Origin of the sequence: Streptomyces canarius, from assembly GCF_014650735.1 — a bacterium.
GTDB classification, from domain to species: domain Bacteria; phylum Actinomycetota; class Actinomycetes; order Streptomycetales; family Streptomycetaceae; genus Streptomyces; species Streptomyces olivaceoviridis.
On the sequence record NZ_BMVN01000012.1, the window covers coordinates 15836 to 35783 of the forward strand.

Below are 19948 nucleotides of genomic sequence, written 5' to 3' on the forward strand. Positions count from 1 at the left end.
CATGAGCAGCCCCCCTTCAGCCCCCGCACCCGCCGCGACCGACTCCCCCTGGGCGCCGCTCGCGGCGCGCGTCTTCCGCGCCCTGTGGATCGCCCAGCTGGTCTCGAACGTCGGCAGCTGGATGCAGACCGTGGGCGCGCAGTGGCTGCTGGTCGGGCACGGTGCCGCGCTGGTGACGCTCGTGCAGACCGCCGCCGGCCTTCCCGTGGTCCTGCTGGCCCTGCCCGCCGGGGTGGTCGCCGACCGCTTCGACCGGCGCTCGGTGCTGCTGGCCGCGCAGTTCGCGATGCTCGCCGTGTCCGGCGTGCTGGCCGTGCTGGCGTTCCTGGACGCCCTGACGCCGGCGATGCTGCTCGTGCTCACGTTCCTGCTGGGCTGCGGCACCGCGCTGATGGGCCCGGCGTGGCAGGCGATCCAGCCGGAACTGGTGGAGCGCCGGCGGCTCGGTCAGGCGGCGGCGCTGGGCGCGGTGAACGTGAACCTGGCCCGTGCCGTCGGCCCGGCGCTCGGCGGGGCGGTGGTCGCGGCGGCCGGCGCGGGCTGGGTCTTCGCCTTCAACGCGGCCTCCTACCTGGGCATCGCGGCCGTCCTCATGGCGTGGCGGCGCCCGGAGCCGGCGACCGCGACCCTCCCCGGGAACGACGGGCTGCTGGCGGCCCTGTACGCCGGCCGCCGCTATGTGTGGAACGCGCCCGGCGTCCGCCGGGTGCTGCTGCGCACGGTCCTGTTCATCCCCGGCGGTGCCGCGCTGTGGGCGCTGCTGCCGCTGACCGCGAGCAGTTCCCTCGGCCTCGGCTCGGCCGGGTACGGGGTCCTGCTGGCGGCGGTCGGCGTGGGGGCCGTGGCGGGGGCGTTCGCGCTGCCGCGCGTCCGCGCCCTGCTGGGTATCAACGGCACGCTCGCCGCCGGGGCCGTGGTGTTCGCCGGCGTGCTCGCCGTGCTGGCGACGGTCCGCACACCCTGGGTGGTCGCGGTCGCCCTGCTGCCGGCGGGACTCGCCTGGATCGGGGTGCTGTCCACGCTCAACGCGGCCGTGCAGACGCGGCTGCCCGGCTGGGTCAGGGCGCGTGGCCTCGCGGTGTACCTGCTGGTGTTCCAGGGCGGTCAGGCGCTCGCGGCACCGCTGTGGGGCGCGGTCGCCGACTGGGTCGGGCTCAGCGCGTGCCTGCTGATCGCCGGTGCGGTGATGCTGCTCAGCGCGGCCAGTGTGCGCCGGTGGCCGCTGTACGACGCCGAGGGCATCAACCCCACGCCGTCCGACCACTGGCCGGCTCCGCCCCTGGTGTTCGAGCCCGGCCAGGCCGACGGCCCGGTCCTGGTCTCCGTCGTCTACCGCGTCCCCGCCGAGAACCGGGCCGCGTTCACGGTCCGCATGCGCCAGGTCGCCCGCTCCCGGCGCCGTACGGGGGCCCTGTCCTGGGGTCTCTACCAGGACGGCAACGACCCGGCGCGCTTCGTCGAGAACTACCTGGTCAGTACCTGGGCGGAGCACCGCGCCCAGCACCACGTCCGGTGGACGGACACCGACCGCCGGCGCGAGGAGCAGGCCCGTGAGCTGCTCGCGCCGGGGACGGGGCCCGAGGTGACCCATGCCTTCGACACCGTGGCGGGGCCGGTCGTACCGGCCGGGTCCGGCCCCGCGTCCGCCCGGTAGGGGCGCCGGGTCAGGGGCGGGGAATGTTGCGGAGGTTGGTCCGGGCCAGGTGGAGCATGCGGCCGACGCCTCCGCTCAGGACGGTCCGGCTCGCGGACAGGGCGAAGCCGGTGAGCTGCTCGGTGGTGATCTTCGGGGGCACGGCCAGCGCGGCGGGGTCGGTGACGACGTCCACCAGCGCGGGACCGTCGTGGGCGAACGCCTCGCGCAGCGCTTCCCGGACCTGACCGGGCTGCTCCACCCGGATGCCGCGCGCTCCGGCGGCCGTGGCGATGGCGGCGTAGTCGGCGTGCGGGTAGGTCGTGCCGTGCGGGGGCAGGCCGTCGACCATCATCTCCAGGTCGACCATGCCGAGGGAGGAGTTGTTGAAGACGACCACCTTGACCGGCAGGTCGTACTGGACGAGGGTGAGGAAGTCGCCCATGAGCATGGAGAACCCGCCGTCGCCGGAGAGCGAGACGACCTGCCGGCCACGGTCGAGGAACTGGGCGCCGATGGCCTGGGGCAGCGCGTTGGCCATGGAGCCGTGCACGAAGGAGCCGAGGATGCGGCGGCGGCCGTTGGGCGTGAGGTAACGCGCCGCCCACACGCAGCACATGCCGGTGTCGACGGTGAACACGGCGTCGTCGGCGGCCTCCTCGTCGAGCACCGAGGCCACGTACTCGGGGTGGATGGGGGTGTGCCGCTCGACGTCGCGCGTGTAGGCGCTGACGGCGCCTTCGAGGGCGTGCGCGTGCCGCTCCAGCATCCGGTCGAGGAACCGCCGCGACTGCTTCTCCCGCACCGCGGGCGTCAGGCAGCGCAGGGTCTCGCGTACGTCTCCCCAGACGGCGAAGTCGAGTTGGGTGCGCCGGCCGAGCCGCTCGGGCTGCACGTCGACCTGCACGGTGCGCACGTGGCGGGGCAGGAAGTCGGTGTACGGGAAGTCGGTGCCGAGGAGGATGAGCAGGTCGCACTCGTGCATGGCCTCGTACGCGGCGCCGTAGCCGAGCAGTCCGGACATGCCGACGTCGTACGGGTTGTCGTACTGGATGTGCTCCTTGCCGCGCAGGGCGTGGCCGACCGGGGCCTTGACCTTCCCGGCGAACTCCATCACCTCGGCGTGGGCTCCGGCGACGCCCCGGCCGCAGAACACCATGACGCGTTCGGCGCCGTCCACCAGCTCGGTGAGCCGGGCGATCTCCTGGTCGCTGGGGCGGATGGCCGGCAGGTCCAGGGGCATGGCGAGTTCGGGTGCCGCGTCCGGGGAGTCCTCGGCGGCGGTGTCACCGGACAGGGCCACGACCGAGACCCCGCGCCGGCCGACGGCGTGCTGGATGGCCGTCTGCACCACGCGGGGCATCTGGCGCGGTGAGGAGATCAGCTCGGAGTAGTGGCTGCACTCGGCGAACAGCCGGTCGGGGTGGGTCTCCTGGAAGTAGCCGGTGCCGATCTCGCCGCTGGGTATGTGGGCGGCCAGCGCGAGCACGGGCGCCATCGAGCGGTGGGCGTCGTACAGGCCGTTGATCAGGTGGAGGTTGCCCGGGCCGCACGATCCCGCGCACGCGGCGAGCCGGCCGGTGAGCTGGGCCTCCGCACCGGCGGCGAACGCCGCGACCTCCTCGTGGCGGACCTGGATCCACTCGACGTCGGCGTGCCGCCGGACCGCGTCGACGACGGGATTCAGGCTGTCTCCGACCACGCCGTACATCCGGCGCACACCGGCGCGCGCCATGAGGTCGACGTACTGTTCGGCGATGGTCTGCTTGGCCATGGGACTCCTCGGGTTCGGGCCTTGCGGCACGACCCTCCGGGCGGGGCACGGAGGGCCTGCCTCGCGCCCGGCCCACGCTAGTGAGCGCGGAGCGCCGCGGTTGTCCGTCCGCGCACCGGATCGGTTCCGGCAGCGCACCGGGCCTCGGCGGCGCCGGGGCGCTCTTTGGTGGCTGTCGGGTGGATGGGCCCGTCCAGCAGGGAGAGCGGGTGGGCCGTGCGGCCGGAGCGGACGGCGATGAGTTCCGCGGCGAAGGACACGGCGGTCTCCTCGGGCGTCGACGCGCCCAGGTCGAGACCGAGGGGCGCGTGCAGCCGCGCGAGGGCGTCGGGGGACACGCCGGCCGCGACGAGGTCCTCCCGCCTGCGTGCCTGGACGCGACGGGAGCCGAGCGCTCCGACGTAGGCCAGGGGGCGGCCGAGGGCTTCGGCGAGGACGGGGACGTCGAACTTCGGGTCGTGCGTCATCACGCACACCACGGTCCGGTGGTCGGTCTCCGTGGCCGCCAGGTACCGGTGGGGCCAGTCGACCACGACCTCGTCGGCGTCCGGGAAGCGCTCGGGTGTGGTGAAGGTGGCCCGGGCGTCGCAGACCGTGACGTGGTAGCCGAGGAGGGAACCGATCCGGCTCACCGCGGCGGCGTGGGCGTTGGCGCCGAACACCAGCAGCCGGGGCGAGGGGGCCCAGGCCTCGAACAGCACGCGCGGGGCCCGCGACCCGCTCGGCACGCCGGCCTCGTGGGAACGGGACACGCCGGCGTCGTACGTCCGTGACGCACCGGCCTGGTACGTCCGTACGGCGGTGCCGTCCCGGTCGAGCATGCGGCGGGCGTCGGCGAGGACGGCGAGGTCCAGGGCGGGGTCGCCGGTGCTGCCCAGGTGGCCGTCCCGCCACACGGCGACGCAGCCGGCGCCCGCGTCGGGTCCCGGCAGTACGCGCGCGACGACGACCGGGCGCCGGGCCGCCGCGGCCAGTGCGGCGGCGCCGAGGACCCGTGCCGTGGCGTCGTCGACGGCCTGGACGAAGACGTCGATCTCGCCTCCGCACATCAGCCCCACCGCGAACGCGTCGTCGTCGGCGTACCCGAAGGACACGCACCGTGCCTCGCCCGAGTCCAGCACCTCACGGGCCAGGTCGTAGACGGAGCCTTCGACACAGCCTCCCGACACACTGCCGAGGGCTGTGCCGTCCTCGTGGACGCACAGCGCCGCTCCGGGGCGCAGCGGTGCGCTGCCCCGGACGGCGACGACGCTCGCGAGGGCGCAGCGGGCTCCGGCGGCCTGCCACTCCAGCAGGCGGGGCGCCAGGTCTCGCATGGGATCTCTCCGATCTGCCGTCAGCCGTGGTTCGCCGTGGTCAGCCCGAGGAACCGGCGGCCGTTCGCTTCGAGCGTCGCGGCGTCGATGCCGTGCGCCAGCGGGAAGCCGACCGGGTCGGGCTGTGCCATGTCGAAGGGGTAGTCGCTGCCGCACACGATCCGGTCGGGCGAGGCGTGGGCCCGCAGCAGCGCGAGGGCCCCGGGGTCGTGGGTGATCGTGTCGAAGTAGAGCAGGCCGAAGGACTCCGCCGGGGGGCGGCTGCTGCCGCGGCGCACGTCGTCGCGGGTGCGCCAGCCGTGTCCCCACCGGCCCAGCAGCGCGGGCGCGCAGCCGCCGCCGTGGACGAAGCAGATCCGCAGGCCGGGGAACTCCTCCAGGACGCCGCCGAGCAGGACCCCGGCCACGGCGGTCGTGCTCTCCACCGGGTTGCCGATGAGGTTGACCAGGTAGTGGTGGTCCCATTCGGCGCGCGGCAGTTGCATCGGGTGGACGAGGACGGACAGGCCCAGTTCGGCGGCGATGCCGAGGATCTGCCGGGGGACGCCCCGGTCGTAGGAGCGGCCGTCGACCACGGGCGGGACCGCGATGCCCGCGATGCCTTCGGCGGCGGCGAGCCGGGTCAGTTCCCTGCGGGCGGCGTCGGCGTCGTCCAGCCGGACCAGTCCGAGTCCGACGAGGGTGCCCTCCGTGCGGGAGACGGCGTGGGCGAGCTGTTCGTTGTAGGCGGCGATGTAGTCGTCGGCCTCGGCGGGGGCGTGCACGGGGAAGGCGAAGGGGGGTGCGGAGATGACGCGCGCGCCGAGTCCGGCCTTCAGGGTGTCGGCGACGATGGTGTCGATGTCGGTCATCGCGGTGGTCGGGAACGACAGCGGGACGTCGCCCAGGAAGAGTTCGCCGTCGCGGTCGTTCATGCCGCCGAGCGGGTTCCCGGGCGGCAGGGGGAGCAGATCGCGGGGCAGCCAGTGGGCGTGCACGTCGATCACTCCGGCGCGGATGTCACCGTTCATGTGTGTCTCCTCGGTCGGTCCGGGACCGCCCCGTGTGAGGGGCGGTCCGTGCGGGGTCGGCGCGTGTCAGGCGGTGGTCTCCCGCTTTTCCCGGGCCGCGCGGGCGATGGCGCGCCGGATGGGTTCGTAGCCGGTGCACCGGCAGATGTTGGAGCCGACGACGCCTTCGATGGCGTCGGGCTTGTCGGCGAGGTCGGGGTCGGCGTCGAGCGCTCCGGCGGCCACCATGAGGAAGCCGGGGGTGCAGAATCCGCACTGGAGCGCGTGCTCGGCGGAGAACGCCCGTTGCAGCGGGTGGGGTTCGCCGTCGGGCCCGGCGAGGCCCTCGACCGTGCGGATCGAGCGGCCGTCGCACTGTACGGCCAGCACCAGACAGGCGCGGACCGCCTGGCCGTCCATGAGCACGCTGCACGCCCCGCAGATGCCGTGCTCGCAGCCCAGGTGGGTGCCCGTGAGGCCCAGGTCGTCGCGGAGGACGTCGGCGAGCAGGCGGCGGGGTTCGACGTCGAGGTCGTGTGCGGTGCCGTTCACGGTGAGCGTGATCTTCATCGGGGGCCTCCCTGTCGTGGGGCGAGACGCGAGCGCAGGTCGGTCGCCGCCTCGGTGAGTGTCCTGCCGACCAGGACGGCGATGGCCTGCCGCTTGTACTCCGCGTCGGCGTACGGTTCGGCGATCGGCGTGGCGTCCTCCTGGGCGGCGGCCCGGCCGGCGCGGGCGAACGGATGGCCGTCGGGGAGCCGGGGTCCCTCGGGGAGCGGTGCGAAGTCGGCGCCGATCAGGACCTGTTCGGCGGCGCGGGCCCGCAGGGGGCGGTCGGCGGAGTTGACCAGTCCGATGCGGGCGTCGCTGATCACGCCGTCGGTCACGGTGAGGGCCGCCGCGACCGCGACCTGGGCGAAGCAGAAGTGCGTGCGGCGGTGTTCGACGAAGCCGACGCCGGTGTTCTCGCCGAGCAGCGGCAGGCGTACGGCGGTGATCAGCTCCTGCGGCCGGCGCGCGGTGCGGTACGGCCCGAGGAAGTAGTCCCGCGCCGGGAGGGAGCGGGCGCCGTCGGGACCGGTGACCTCGACGGTGGCGTCGAGGGCGACGCCGATGGCGCACCACTCCGAGGCGGGGTGGGCCCAGCCGAAGCTGCCGGCCATGGTGCCCCGGGAACGGATGGGCGGGTGGGCGATGTTGACGACGGCCCGGGACAGCAGGGTGCCGAGCGGACCGGGGACGGCGTCGGCCGACTCGAAGGTCGCGTGCCGGACGAGGGCGCCGACGCGCAGTTCGTCACCGTCGACGCGCATGCCGTCGAGTTCCGGGATGCGGTTGATGTCGACGACGAGCTGGGGCCGGATGCGTTGCAGGTGCATCTCCAGGATCAGGCTCTGCCCGCCGGCGAGCACCTGGGCCGTGCGGTCGGTGCCGCCGAGCGCCTGGACGGCCTCGGCGACCGTGCTCGGGACGACGTAGTCGAAGGACGCGGGTTTCACCGGACACCTTCCTCGTGCTTCAGGGCGCGGGCCGCCCGCCAGACGCTGTCCGGCGTGAGCGGCATCTGGAGCAGGTCGGGATCGGCGATCCGCAGGGCGTCGGCCACGGCGTTGACGATGGCGGCCGGGGTGCCGATGCAGCCCGACTCCCCCGCTCCCTTGGCGCCCAGCGGGGTGCTGGGGCTGGGGGTGCAGGTGTCCTTGATCTCGATGGGCGGGATCTCCGTGTACGTGGGCAGCAGGTAGTCCAGGAATCCGCTCGCCAGGTGCGGCACGCCGTCCGCGTCGAACGTCATGCCTTCGTAGAGGGCCTGGCCGATGCCCTGGACGGCGGATCCGTAGGCCTGTCCGTGCACCACGGTGGGGTTGAGGACGACTCCGCAGTCGTCCACGGCGACGAGCCGCAGGACGTTCACGGTGCCGAGGTCGGGGTCCACCTCGGTCACGGCGACGTGCGCGCCGAAGGGGAAGGCCATGCCGGCCTCGTAGCGGCTCTCGACGCGGAGCGGCCCGGTCGCCTTGACGAGTTCGGCCAGGCCCAGGACGGCCGAATCGCCGGAGGTCGTGTGGACGGAGCCGTCGGCCCACGCGACCTTGTCAACCGGCAGGTCCCACAGCCGCGCCGCCCGCTCGCGGGCCTGCTCGACGAGGAGGCCGGCCGTCTGCTGGAACATCGCGCCGTCGACCTGTGCCGACCGGCTGGCGAAGGAGCCCAGTCCTTCGGGCTGTTCGTCCGTGTCGCCCTCGACGAGACGGACCTGCGCCTCGGGGATGCCGAGGGTCTTGGCGACGAGCGCCGGGAAGACCGTCTCGTGCCCCTGGCCGCTGGGGGCGGCGCCGCAGCGGGCGGTGACGGTGCCGTCCTCGTGGACCTCCAGGCTGCCGAACTCGTGCAGTCCGCCGGGTTCGCCGCCCGAGCGTTCCACGTAGCAGGAGACGCCGATGCCGAGCGGCAGCGCGTCCGGGTCGCTGCGGCGGCGGGCCTGTTCCGTGCGCCACTCCTCGTAGCCGACCGTCTCCAGCGCGAGGTCCAGTGCGGCGGCGTAGTTCCCGCTGTCGTAGCGGCGGCCGGTGGGGGTGTCGTACGGGAAGGCGTCGGGCGGGATGAAGTTGCGCCGCCGCAGCTCGATCGGGTCGATGCCGAGCCGCCGGGCGAGCAGGTCCATGGTGCGTTCGATGGCGATGGCGGCCTCGGGGCGTCCGGCGCCGCGGTAGGGGTAGGTCACCATGGTGTTGGTGAGCACCGAGCGCAGGGTCGCGTGGACGTGCGGGGTGGTGTACGCGCCGGGCGCCATCCAGGCCGTCTGCATGGGCAGTCCCACGCCGAGGTGCGGATAGGCGCCGACGTCCGCGTTGATCGTCAACTCGTAGGCGAGCAGGCGCCCTTCGGCGTCGGCGGCGAGCCGGACGGTCTGGTCCTGGCCCCGGCCGCGGGTGGCGACGAGCATGGACTCCAGGCGGTCCTCGATCCAGCGCACCGGCCGGCCGAGCGTGACGGCCAGGTAGGCGACGACCACGAACTCGGGGAAGGCGGCGCTCTTGGAGCCGAAGGCGCCTCCGGTGTCCGGGACGACGACCCGGATGCGGTCGGCGGACCAGCCGAGCAGCGCGGCGAGTTCGCGGCGCAGCCGGTGCGGCATCTGGTGCCCCGACCACACGGTCAGCCGGTCCCCCTCGGGTACGGCGAGGATCGTGCGGCACTCCATGGGGCTGGGCATGAGCAGTTGCTGCCGGTAGGTGGCCTCGACCACGGCGGCGGCGTCCTGCCAGACGGCCGGGTCGATGGGCGCGCCGGCCTCGCCCCGCAGGGCGGTGTTGCTGAGGCCGTCGAACAGGCGGACGGAGTCGTCCAGGGCCGCGGACGGTGTGACCACGGCGGGCAGCGGGTCGACCACGGCGGTGACCTCGGCGGCCCCGTCCTCGGCCCGGTAGCGGTCCTCGCCGAGGACGACCGCCAGCGCCTCGCCCGGATAGCGCACCCGGTCCTTGACCAGCGCCGGCCACTCCCGGCCTGCGACCGCTTCCTCCGTCGACAGCCGGGCGAGCAGGGTGTACGGAACCGGTGGCAGGTCCGGCAGGTCCGCGGCCGACCAGGCGCCCACGACACCGGGCACGTCACGCGCCGCGGCACAGTCCACGCTCCGCAGCGAGCCGTGGGCGACCTTGCTTCTCACAAATGCGGCGTCCAGGCATCCCGGCACGTGAATATCGGCGACGTACCGGCCCTTGCCGGTGAGCAGCCGTTCGTCCTCGCGCCTTGTCCATCGCTCCACAACAACACCTCGTTCGTGTGGGGGCGGGAATTGACCAGGCGACGGCCTGACCCGGCAGCGAACGCGTGCGGGATATTCGGCCCGTCGCTGCGTGGCGTTTCACGGGGAACACCACGCCGGTGGAATTCGACTACTCGGACACTAACCGCGGAGGCGTCGCGGGGCGAGGGGAACACGGGCAGTGTGCGCTGTGGGGCCAGAGGTGGTGCGCTGCGCGGACAGCCGGCCGCCGGCCCTGGAGGGCCGGCGGCCGGAGGGTTGCGGTCAGCCCAGTTCGGTCTCCAGCCACCGCAGGACGTCGGGCGTCACGGGGTCGACGAGGTCGGCGAACTCCTCGTGCCGCTTGAGGAACTTCGCCACGTACGGGCAGACGGGCACGATCCGCTTCCCGGATTCCCGTACGTCGGTGAGTGCCTCCTGGACGAGCTGCGAGGCCAGCCCCTGTCCGGCGAAGGCCTCGTCGACCTCGGTGTGGTAGAAGACGCGCTGCGCGTCGCGGTCGCGGTAGGCGGTCAGCCCGGCGCGCTTGCCGTCGACGAGTATCTCGTAGCGATTCCTGGCGTCCACACGCTCGACGACCGGAGTGGCGGAAGGCTGGCTCATGGGGTGCCTTTCGGATGGCGTCAGTGACGCGGCGGATTCCTGCGCGGAGTGATGGTGGCATTCGGCAGGACGGGGGCGGGAAGACGGTCTCCCGGATATCCTTCGACGGCGCCGAAGCGATCCGAGGAGTTCTGCCATTCCTCGCGGGCCCTGACAATATCCTCGTGACTCCGGCCGATGAAATTCCACCACATGACGATCTCCTCCTCGAAGGGAGTTCCGCCGAGGAGGACCGTCCGCGCGATGTCGTCCGACTCGTTGGTCAGGGTCAGCGTGCCGGGGCCCGGGTGGACGTAGCCCAGCTCGGCCGGCTTCAGCAGGACGTCGGCGAGGCGGACGGCGCCCTGGTCGACCAGGAGACCGTGCTCGAAGCCGGGGTCCACGGCGAGCGTGACCGACGCGTGCGGCTCAAGGACGATCTCGGCGCCGAGCAGGGGCGTGAAGGCCGGCACCGGGGAGGTGCTGCCGGCGAGGGAGCCGAGGAAGACCCGGATCTCGGCGCCGTCGGTCCGTACGGGCTCGGGGACGTGGTGCCGGAAGTCCCGGGCGGTGGCACGGTGCTCCTCGGGCAGCGCCACCCAGAGCTGGACGCCGTGCAGGACGGTGGTGCGCGGGGTGGAGACCTCGGAGTGGCTGATGCCGTACCCGCCGGTCATGAGGTTCAGTTCGCCGGGCCGTACGAGGGCGTGGCTGCCCAGGCTGTCGCGGTGCTCGATCTCCCCGCTGAAGAGCCAGCTCACGGTCTGGAGCCCGGTGTGGGGGTGCGGGGCGACGTCCATCCCGCCGGTCTCGGCGACGTCGTCGGGGCCGTAGTGGTCGGCGAAGCACCAGGCGCCGATCAGGGTCCGGGCGCGCTGCGGCAGTGTGCGCCGCACGGTCATCGCGCGCGGGCCGCCCAGGGGCACGTCACGCGGGGTCAGCACGTCGACCCGTGGCGTCCCGGCCGGCGGCCCGTCGTCCGCCTCGGTGCCGCAGCGTACTTCGACGGGCTCCGTCTCGACATTGCTCATCGGGATCACCTCTCCACCCAGTAATTGTTCTACATTCAACCATCATCCGGCCGGACCGGCCCGAGCGCCAGGCGGACAGGGCCCCAGGATCCCCGCGAACCGTCCGCGCGCCGGACACACAGGCCGCGCCGGGGCGCTTCTTCTTCGGACAACAACCCGTGCGCTCGTCGGCAAGCCACTCCCCCGGACCCGCCGTACCGTCGTCAGCACCCCGGCCCGTCAGGGCGCGGGCCGACACACCGAACCGTCGCAGACAGGGGGACGGCATGAGACACGATCCTGCCGGGGCCGCGGACGAGGGCCCGATCGTATGCAAGACCAGCGTCCGCGTCACCGTGGCCGACGAACTGCCGATACCGGTCCCGGCCGAACTGAGGTACTCCGCGGCGGATCCCTACGCCGTGTGCCTGGCCCTGGGCGCGCCCTCCGCGCTCTGCGTCGAGTGGGTCTTCGCCCGCTCGCTCCTCGCCCAGGGGCTGCGCCGGCCCAGCGGGTCCGGGGACGTGGTGGTCTACCCGCGGCACCAGGGCCGCCCCGGCTCGATCCGCGTCCTGCTCAGGACGCGCGCCGGATCGGCGCTCCTGGACCTGGCGAGCGCCTCCGTCACGGCCTTCCTGCACCGTACCGAGGTACTGGTGCCGCCGGGCACCGAGCACCGCCACATCGATCTCGACCGTGTCGTGGAACAGCTCACGGCCGGCAGCGAGTGACCCGCCCGATGTACCGCCCGGTGCGCTGACGAGCACCAATGCGTGCACTCCCGGGCAACGCGCCCCCCGGTCCGGCACCTAGCGTCGACCACGTACGCAAGCACGCCATCCGCAGGAGGCACGTCATGACCACCGGAACCCAGCCCCCGAGCAGCCAGCCCTGGCTGCACCAGAAGGGCGCGGTCATCCAGGAGTTCGGCACCGTCAAGCAGTTCCCCATCGCCCTGTCCTACGAGGCGCGCATGTACTCCTGCCAGCGCCTGAACAAGGTGCTGGCCGACACCCAGATCCTCTACGGCCTCTACAAGAAGCACCACTGGATCATGCGGGGCGCGACCTTCTACCAGCTGCACCTGCTCCTGGACAAGCACGCCGGCGAGCAGCTGGAACTGGTCGACACCCTCGCCGAGCGCGTCCAGACCCTGGGCGGCGTCGCGGTGGGCGACCCCCGGCACGTCGCCGAGATCACGTCGATCCCGCGCCCGCCGGACGGTGTCGAGGAGGTCCCGGCGATGCTCTCGCGGCTGCTGGAGGCCCACGAGACCATCCTGACCGAGGCCCACGACGCGGCTGCCCGCACCGTCGAGCTGGGTGACGACGGCACCAACGACCTGCTGGTGTCGCAGATCATCCGCACCGGCGAACTCCAGGCCTGGTTCCTGGCCGAGCACCTGGTGGACACCCCGCTCGTCCGTTCCTGAGCCTGGCGGGGACCGCCCACGGCGGAACGGGCGGGGGCGTCCGTCAGCACGGACCTGACCCCGCTGGTCGCGCGCCCCCGCCCGCCCCACACCCTCGTCAGCCCCGCTCCCGGAGTACCCATGGCCTCGCCCGCCGTCGTCGAGCTGTCCCGCTGGCAGTTCGCGATCACCGCGGTCTTCCACATGACCTTCCCGGCGCTCACCGTCGGCCTGTCCGTGCTCCTCGCCGTCGTGTACACGGTGTACGTCCGCACGGGAAACCCGCTGTACCTCCAGATCTTCCGGTTCTGGAAGAAGATCTTCGCCGTCGGCTTCGGCCTGGGCGTCGTCGCCGGTACGGTCATGACCTTCGAGTTCGGCCTCAACTGGGGGACGTACGCCCACGCGGTCGGACCGGTCATCGGGGTCACCATCGGCATGGAAGTGATCACGGCCTTCTTCCTGGAGGCCGGTTTCATCGGCCTGATGCTCTACGGCGACGGGCGGATCCGCCCCCGCACCATGGCCCTGGCCTGCTGGATGGTCGCCTTCGGCACCCTGCTGTCCACCACCTGGATCCTGTCGGCCAACAGCTGGATGCAGGACCCGGTCGGCTACCGGAAGGTGGACGGCCAGTTCCACGCCGAGGACTGGGTGAGCGTGCTGCTCAACCCCGCCTTCGCCCACCGCTTCCCGCACATGCTGCTGGCCGTGCTGATCAGCGCCGCCTGGTTCGTCGGCGGGATCTCCGCCTGGTACCTGGTCAAGAACCGGGTCACCGCGCAGCCCATGGCGCGCCGGTGCCTGTCCATCGCCCTCGGGGTGCTCGGGGTGCTGATGCCGATCCAGCTCTACGTCGGAGACGGCACCGCGGTCTTCATGGGTCAGCACCAGCTACCGAAGCTGGAGGCGTTCGAGGGCAACTGGAAGAGCGACAACAACGGCTACAACCTGCTCGTCGTGCCCGACACCGACCGGGGCGAGAACCGGCTGCACGTCGAGGTCCCCTACCTCGGCTCGGTCATCGCCCAGGACCTCAGCGGGAAGACGAACACGCCCGGACTGCTCCAGACCCCGCCCGACGAACGCCCCAACATGTGGACCACGTTCTACGGCTTCCGCGCGATGTACTTCACCGCGCTGCTCATGTTCGCCACGGCCTTCGCCGGCGTCGTCCTGCGCCTGCGGCGGCGCCTGTTCGACTCCCCCCGCTTCCTGCGCTGGATGGTGTGGATGACCCCGGCCGGGATCATCGCCATCACCGGCGGCTGGATCGTCGCCGAGACCGGCCGCCAACCCTGGGTCGTGTACGGCCAGTTGCGCACCGCCGACGCGGTCTCCCACCTCAACGTGTTCGAAGTCGCCGCCACCCTGGCCGGTTTCGTCCTGCTCTACGTCACCCTGCTGGCCATCTGGGTCCGCTACATCGTCCGTACGGTCAAGGCCGGCCCCGAGCCACTGCCCACCGGGCCCGCCGCGCCCGACGTCCCGGAGGCCCTCGTTGCTTGAGTACGCCGCCTACGCCCTCGCCCTCTTCTCGCTCGGCATGTACGTCGTCCTCGACGGCTACGACCTCGGGGTGGGCATGCTCAGCCTGGCCGCGGGGCCCGAACGCCGACGGGAGTACGGCGAGATCGTCGCGACCGCCTGGGACGCCAACGAGAGCTGGATCATCCTGGCCGGGGTCGTCCTGTGGGCCGGTCTGCCGGGCGCCTACGCCGTCGTACTGCCCGCCGTCTACCTGCCGCTCGTCGGCATGCTGATCGCCGTCATCCTGCGCGGGCTCGGCCTGGAGATGCACAGCGCGGCCGGCGGCTACCGGCGCGGCTGGGCGCTGCTGTTCGGCGGGGCGTCCCTCGCGGCGGCCGTCTGCCAGGGTCTCGTGCTCGGTACGGTGCTCACCGGCCCCCGGCAGGAGGGCGGGCGCTTCACGGGCGGGGCCTTCGACTGGCTCAGCCCCTACAGCCTGCTGTGCGCGCTCGGTCTGGTCGTCGTCTACCTGCTGGCCGGGGCCGCCTGGTTGCAGGACAAGACCGAGGGCTGGTCCCGGTCGCGGACCCGTCGCACCGGACGGGCGCTGCTCGCGGCCACGGCGGCACTGGCGGTCGTGCTCGGCCTGCTGCTGCCGGGCGCCGACCCGCAGCACCTCCGGCTGGACGAGCCGCTGCGGGCGGCGCCGTTCTGGCTCGCGGTCGCGGTGGCCGTCGGCGCCGGAGCGGTCGCGTGGTCGGGCTTCGGCCGCGCTCCGGACTGGCGGCCGTTCGCCGCCGTGGCCACCCTGACGGCCGCGGGTCTGCTCGCTCTGGTGGCGCTCACCGCCCCGGTGGTCGTCCCGCCCGCGTCGACGGTCCACCAGGCGGCGAGTCCGCACTCCTCCCAGCTCTTCCTGGTGCTGGGCGTGGGACTGTGCATGCCGTTCGTCCTCGCCTACAACGTGTACGCGTGGCGCAGCTTCCGGGGCAAGTACACCGATCCGGTGGAGCAGGTCCTTCCGCCGCTGCGGGCAGTACCGCGCCCGCCGGTGGCTGCTGCCGCACCCTCCGGCGCCGTGCGGACGGTGCTGCGCCGGACCCTGCTGGTGGTGCTCGGCATCCTGGCGACGGCCCTGTCGCAGGACGTCTTCGGCGGGGTGGCCGAGTGGATCGGCCCGCTCGGTGTCACCGTGCTCGCCGGGGCCGCACTGGCCGCGTGGATCGCCACCGACCGCCGTGACCTGCGGTCCGGCTGCTTCGACGCGGAGGCGGAGCGCACCCCGTGAGCACCGCCACCACCGTGCTGCTGGACGAACTGGCCACGGACCGCGCCGGCACCCCGGCGACCGAACGACTGCGGGAATGGGCGTCCGTCGGCCGGCCGGAGCTGCGCCGCGCGGGGCTCCTGCGCGGCGCGGCCCAGGCGGGCACCGTCGTCTGGGCGGGCGGTCTGGCGTGGGCGGCCCAGCGCGGACTGGACGCGCTGCACGCCGCGCCCCTGTCCGCCGTACTGGCGCCCGCCCTGGTGACGGCGGCCGGGGTGGCCCTGCGGGCCGCGCTGCTCTGCGCCGGCGAGGCCGCCGCCGCCCGGGGTGCCCGGGCCGTGCGTGAGACCCTGCGCGTCCGGCTCGTCGCGTCGGCGCTGCCGCTGAACGGCCCGGCCCGGACCGACGTGGACGACACGGAGCCGGCCGAGGCGGTCGACGGCGAGGTCGACGAGCTGAGCGACTGGCTCACCGAGTACGTGCCCGCGCGGACCGCCATGCTGCTCGGCAGCGGCCTCACCCTGGCCGCCATCTCCTGGCGCAGCTGGTTCGTCGCCCTGCTCGTGCTGGCGGCGACACCGCTGCTGCCCGCCAACCTGAAGGTCATCGGCCTGGGCACGCAGACCGCCGTACGCGCCCAGCTGTCGGCCATCCGCACCCACCGGGCACGGCTGCTGGACCATCTGCGCGGGCTGCCCACCCTGGTCGGGCTCGGCGCGCACGAGGAGGCGGCCGGTGCGCTGGCCCGCCACGACCGGGAGGTCGCCGGTCGCACCGAGAAGGTGCTGCGGATCGCCTTCCTGTCGACCGCGTGGGTCGAACTGCTGATCACCGGCACGCTCGCCGTGGTGGCCACCTACTGCGGGCTGGCCCTCCTCGACTACCTGCGGCTGCCCCTCGTACCGGACCACATGAGCCTGCCGGCCGCGCTGTTCGTCCTGGTCCTGGTGCCCGCCTACTTCGCACCCGCCCGGGACCTGGCCGCCGGCTACCACGCCCGCGCCCGGGCGACCGCCGCCGCCGACCTGCTGGCCCCCCTCCTGGACGCCCACGGCGAGGCCGAGGCACCGGCCGGGCCCCCGGCGCGGCCGTCCGGGACAGCGCCGGGGCTGCGCCTGGACGCCGTGACGGTCCGGCATCCGGGCCGGGAGACACCGGCCTTGGACGGTGTGAGCGCGCACCTCGCGCCCGGGCGCTGCCTCGCCGTCACCGGGCCCAGCGGGGCCGGCAAGTCCACCCTGCTGGCCGTGGCGGCCGGGCTGCGCGCACCGCACGACGGACGCGCGCTGCACGTGCTCGACGGCCGGCCCGTGCCCGCCGATCCCGGCCGGGTCGCCTGGGTGGGCCAGCCGGCACACCTGCTGCCCGGCACCGTGCGCGAGAACCTGCTGCTGGCCCGGCCCACCGCCGGCGACCACGATCTGCTGGACGCCTTCGACTCGCTCGGCTTCACCGACCTCCTGGCCACACTGCCCCAGGGGCTGGACACACCGGTCGGCGAGCGGGGCACCGGCCTGTCCTCCGGGCAGTCGCAGCAACTCGCCCTCGTCCGCGCGCTGGTGCGGGACGCCCCGCTGCTGTGCCTGGACGAGCCCACCGCCCACCTCGACCCCGAGGCGGAGCGGCGCGTCGTCTTCGCGCTGCGCACCCTGACCCGCGACCGGACGGTTCTGCTCGCCACCCACAGCCCCGCACTGCTGTCCCTCGCCGACCAGGTGATCACGCTGGACCACGGGAAAGTCCCGCGAGGCGACCACGGGGGAACCCGATGAGGCCGAGCCGTGCCTGGCGGCTGCTGCGGACGGCCGTCCCGCTCCGGGCCCTGGTCACCGGCATGCTGCTGGCGAGCGCGGGCGAACTCGCCGGTGCCGCGCTGCTGGGTGTCTCCGGGTGGTTCCTGACGACCTGCGCCGTGGTGACGCTCCAGGCCGACACCACCTGGTCGTGGATGTACCCGTCCGGCGCCGTGCGGGCGCTGGCCCTGGGCCGTACCGGTCTGCGGTACCTGGAACGCCTGGCCAGCCACCGGGCCCTGCTCTCCGCCCAGGTGGCCCTGCGCGCCCGGTCGGCCCGGGGTGCGGCCCGGCTCACCGCGCGGGAGCTGCGCGCGCAGCGCGACGGGACGCTGCTCACCCGGCTCACCACCGACGTGGAGACGGTGGCGGGCCTGCCCGCGAACGTCTGCGCGCCGCTGGGGGCGGCGCTCATCACCGCGTGCCTGGTGGAGGTCCTGCTGCTGGCGGCGATGCCCCGGCTGGGACTGGCCGAACTGGTCGTCTGGGCGGCCGGTCTCTGGTGCGCCCGGCGCGCCCACCGGCGGGCGCGGGCCCAGCTTGCCACCGCCGCCGAGGCCAGGGCGGCACTGCGTACCGTGCTGCTCGGCAGCCGGGCCGCCTTCGACGAACTGCGCTGTCTGGATGCCGTTCCCCAGGCACGGCAGGCGGCGGCGACCGCCGTGGCGGCCGTCGAGTCCGCCGAGTGGGCTGCCGCCCGGACCGAACGGCTCGGCCGGCTGAGCCTGCGTCTCCTGGCCGCCGTGGGACAGGCGGCGGTACTGGTGATCGCCCTGGGCGCGGCCCCGGCCCAGCCGGTCGCCGTCGTGGTGGGCGAGGTGCTGCTGCTGGCCGCGGGCTGGGAACTGCTGGAGCGACTGCCCCGGCTGCTCCAGCACCTGGCCGCGGCCGAAGACGCCGCCGACCGCCTCGCGCCGCTCGCGACGGACGAGCGACCCGTGGACCGGAACGCGGAACGGCCCGTGGACCGGAACGCGGAGCGACCCGTGGACCAGCCCGCGGAGCGACCCGTGGACGGGAGCGCGGAACGGCCCGTGGACCGAAGCGCCGAGCAGCGCGTGGACCGAAGCGCGGTGCGACCCGTGGACCAGCCCGCGGAACGGCCCGTGGACCAGACCTGGGACCGGTGGTCGCGGCGTGTCACCGGCCCTGACGGAGCCCGCTCCGTGGAGGCGTCCGGCCTGCCCCTGCTCGGCTCCTCCGCGACCCTGACCACGACCCTGTCGGGCCCCGGCCTGACGCTGATCACCGGCCCCAACGGCAGCGGCAAGTCGACGCTGCTCGGCCGGCTCGCCGGGCGGCTGCCGGCCCCCGGCGGCACGGTGCTCCTCGACGGCACCCCGGTGCACCGGCTGCCGGCCGGAACCGTCGCCGGGACCGTCACCCTCGTGGAGGCCGACGACTGGCTGGCCGACGACACGGTGGCGGCCAATCTGCGGCAGGCGGCCCCCTCGGCCGACCCCACCGCCCTGGAGGCCGTACTGGACGTGGTCGGCCTGTCGGCCCTGCCGCTCGACGCCCCGGTGGGCCCCGGCGGGCGCCTGCTGTCCCAGGGGCAGCGCAGGCGCCTCGCCATCGCGCGGGCCGTGCTGAGACGTCCCCCGGTCCTGCTCCTGGACGAACCCGTCGCCGGTCTGGACCGCCCCACCGCCCAGGCACTGCTGGCCGGGCTGCCCCGGGCGCTGCCCGACACCGCGCTGGTGATCGCACTCCAGGACCAGGACGTCGACCTGCTGGAACGACCACCTACCGAGGTCGTCCGCCTCGGGGACGACCTCGCCGCCGTGGCGCCGTCGATGCCGGCCGCGGCCACCCGCGCGCCATGACGCCGGGTACGACGGCCGAGGTGGAAGGTTACGAGGGGCGACGCATTCCGGGCGGCGCCCATCACCGCATACGAGAGAAGGAGATCTTCGATGACCGACCAACCGGTTCTGGTGCTCGCGGCGACCGGCGGGCAGGGCGGGGCGGTGACCGACGCGCTACTGGGCCGCCGGGCGCGGGTCCGTGCGCTGGTGCGTGACCCGGGCCGGAGATCCGCCCGGGAACTGTCCGCGCGGGGCGTCGAGGTGGTGGCGGGATCGCTGAGCGACCGTGAGTCGATGGCCTCGGCGATGAGCGGGGTCGCGGCTGTCTTCGCGTTCACCACTCCCTTCGAGGCCGGAGTCGACGCGGAGGTGGAGCAGGGGCGGGCCATCCTCGCCGCCGCGCGGGACAAGCGCGTTCCGCATCTGGTGTTCAGCTCCGTGGCGGGGGCCGACCAGGACAGCGGGGTGCCGCATTTCGAGAGCAAGGCGCGCATCGAGGCGGAGCTCACCGCCGGCGACGTGCCGTACACGATCCTGGGGCCGACCTACTTCTTCGACAACGCGCTGGGCGGAGCGGAGCGCGTCCTGGAGGGCGTCCTCGATCTGCCGCTGCCGCCCGACCGGCCGTTGCAGCAGCTCGCCCGTCCGGACCTCGGCGCGTTCGCGGCGGAGGTGCTGCTCGACCCCGCTCCCTACACCGGGCGGCGCATCGAGCTGGCCGGTGACGCGCCCACTCCCGCCCAGATGGCGGCGGCGCTCGGCGCGGCGCTCGGGCGGGAGGTCCGGCACGAGCAGGTCCCGCTGGCGGCGATCGGCAATCCGGACATGCACGCGATGTGGGCGTTCCTGAACGGACCGGGCTACCGCGTCGACATCCCCGCCCTGCACGCCGCCCACCCGCAGATCCGCTGGACCCCCTTCGCGGAGTGGGCGCGGCGCACCTGGGCGGGCGCCCGCTGAACCGGCCGTCCTGAGAACGGTCCGGGGCGGAACCGCTCCGGCCGATCCCGGGCGGTTCCGCCCCGGCCGACCTGGGGCGGAACCGCTCGGTCCCCCGTCCCGTACCACTGGTCTCACGTGTTCACGTGATGTGGTCACCCGGCCGCCCTGGCACGCTGCGTTT

At 73.8% G+C, this 19948-nt stretch carries 16 protein-coding genes; 8 read left to right on the forward strand and 8 right to left on the reverse strand.

The genetic code is table 11. The annotated features are described in order from the left end of the window. The first annotated feature begins 1 nt into the window (after position 1). Positions 2-1654 carry an MFS transporter gene (locus IE294_RS18675; protein ID WP_189887493.1) on the forward strand — a complete coding sequence of 551 codons (1653 nt, stop codon included), beginning with the start codon at positions 2-4 and terminating at the stop codon, positions 1652-1654. Between the two features lie 10 nt (positions 1655-1664). Here the strand turns inward: IE294_RS18675 and IE294_RS18680 are convergent, their stop codons facing one another. The 8 genes from IE294_RS18680 to IE294_RS18715 form a co-directional block, all read right to left on the reverse strand. Beyond that, on the reverse strand, positions 1665-3407 hold the full coding sequence (locus IE294_RS18680; protein WP_189887495.1) for a pyruvate dehydrogenase: 1743 nt from the start codon (positions 3405-3407) through the stop codon (positions 1665-1667). Positions 3408-3484: 77 nt separating this feature from the next. After that, the gene (locus IE294_RS18685; protein WP_189887497.1) at positions 3485-4723 is read right to left on the reverse strand and encodes an XdhC family protein; all 1239 of its coding nucleotides are present in this window, start codon (positions 4721-4723) and stop codon (positions 3485-3487) included. Positions 4724-4743: 20 nt separating this feature from the next. Beyond that, the gene (locus IE294_RS18690) at positions 4744-5733 is read right to left on the reverse strand and encodes an amidohydrolase family protein (RefSeq protein WP_189887499.1); all 990 of its coding nucleotides are present in this window, start codon (positions 5731-5733) and stop codon (positions 4744-4746) included. A 66-nt stretch (positions 5734-5799) separates the two neighbouring features. After that, positions 5800-6282 (reverse strand): (2Fe-2S)-binding protein, encoded by a 483-nt coding sequence (locus IE294_RS18695; protein ID WP_189887501.1) that lies wholly within the window; start codon positions 6280-6282, stop codon positions 5800-5802. Then, positions 6279-7211, reverse strand: a complete 933-nt coding sequence (locus IE294_RS18700; RefSeq protein ID WP_189887503.1) for an FAD binding domain-containing protein — start codon at positions 7209-7211, stop codon at positions 6279-6281. The genes IE294_RS18695 and IE294_RS18700 overlap by 4 nt, the downstream gene beginning before the upstream one ends. Next, a complete protein-coding gene (locus IE294_RS18705; protein WP_189887505.1) occupies positions 7208-9484 on the reverse strand; it encodes a xanthine dehydrogenase family protein molybdopterin-binding subunit in 2277 nt (758 codons plus the stop codon). Before IE294_RS18705 ends, IE294_RS18700 begins: the two co-directional genes overlap by 4 nt. A 264-nt stretch (positions 9485-9748) precedes the next feature. Further along, positions 9749-10087: a GNAT family N-acetyltransferase gene (locus IE294_RS18710; RefSeq protein WP_189887507.1), complete on the reverse strand. Its 339-nt coding sequence runs from the start codon at positions 10085-10087 to the stop codon at positions 9749-9751. Positions 10088-10107: 20 nt separating this feature from the next. Further along, positions 10108-11097, reverse strand: a complete 990-nt coding sequence (locus tag IE294_RS18715) for a pirin family protein (protein WP_189887509.1) — start codon at positions 11095-11097, stop codon at positions 10108-10110. 266 nt (positions 11098-11363) lie between these two features. Here IE294_RS18715 and IE294_RS18720 point away from each other — a divergent pair, with 266 nt between their 5' ends. From IE294_RS18720 to IE294_RS18750, 7 genes are all read left to right on the forward strand, one after another. After that, positions 11364-11807 (forward strand): SsgA family sporulation/cell division regulator, encoded by a 444-nt coding sequence (locus IE294_RS18720; protein WP_229917214.1) that lies wholly within the window; start codon positions 11364-11366, stop codon positions 11805-11807. Between the two features lie 125 nt (positions 11808-11932). Then, positions 11933-12508, forward strand: a complete 576-nt coding sequence (locus tag IE294_RS18725; RefSeq protein WP_058083357.1) for a Dps family protein — start codon at positions 11933-11935, stop codon at positions 12506-12508. 120 nt (positions 12509-12628) lie between these two features. After that, positions 12629-13996 (forward strand): cytochrome ubiquinol oxidase subunit I, encoded by a 1368-nt coding sequence (locus tag IE294_RS18730; RefSeq protein ID WP_189887511.1) that lies wholly within the window; start codon positions 12629-12631, stop codon positions 13994-13996. Further along, positions 13989-15245, forward strand: coding sequence for a cytochrome d ubiquinol oxidase subunit II (locus IE294_RS18735; RefSeq protein ID WP_189887513.1), 1257 nt, complete (start codon positions 13989-13991; stop codon positions 15243-15245). Before IE294_RS18730 ends, IE294_RS18735 begins: the two co-directional genes overlap by 8 nt. Next, positions 15242-16996, forward strand: a complete 1755-nt coding sequence (locus IE294_RS18740) for an ABC transporter ATP-binding protein/permease (protein ID WP_189887515.1) — start codon at positions 15242-15244, stop codon at positions 16994-16996. Before IE294_RS18735 ends, IE294_RS18740 begins: the two co-directional genes overlap by 4 nt. Next, positions 16993-18843, forward strand: coding sequence for an ATP-binding cassette domain-containing protein (locus IE294_RS18745; protein WP_189887517.1), 1851 nt, complete (start codon positions 16993-16995; stop codon positions 18841-18843). The genes IE294_RS18740 and IE294_RS18745 overlap by 4 nt, the downstream gene beginning before the upstream one ends. A 90-nt stretch (positions 18844-18933) precedes the next feature. After that, a complete protein-coding gene (locus IE294_RS18750; RefSeq protein WP_189887519.1) occupies positions 18934-19785 on the forward strand; it encodes an NmrA/HSCARG family protein in 852 nt (283 codons plus the stop codon). The last annotated feature ends 163 nt before the right edge of the window (positions 19786-19948 follow it).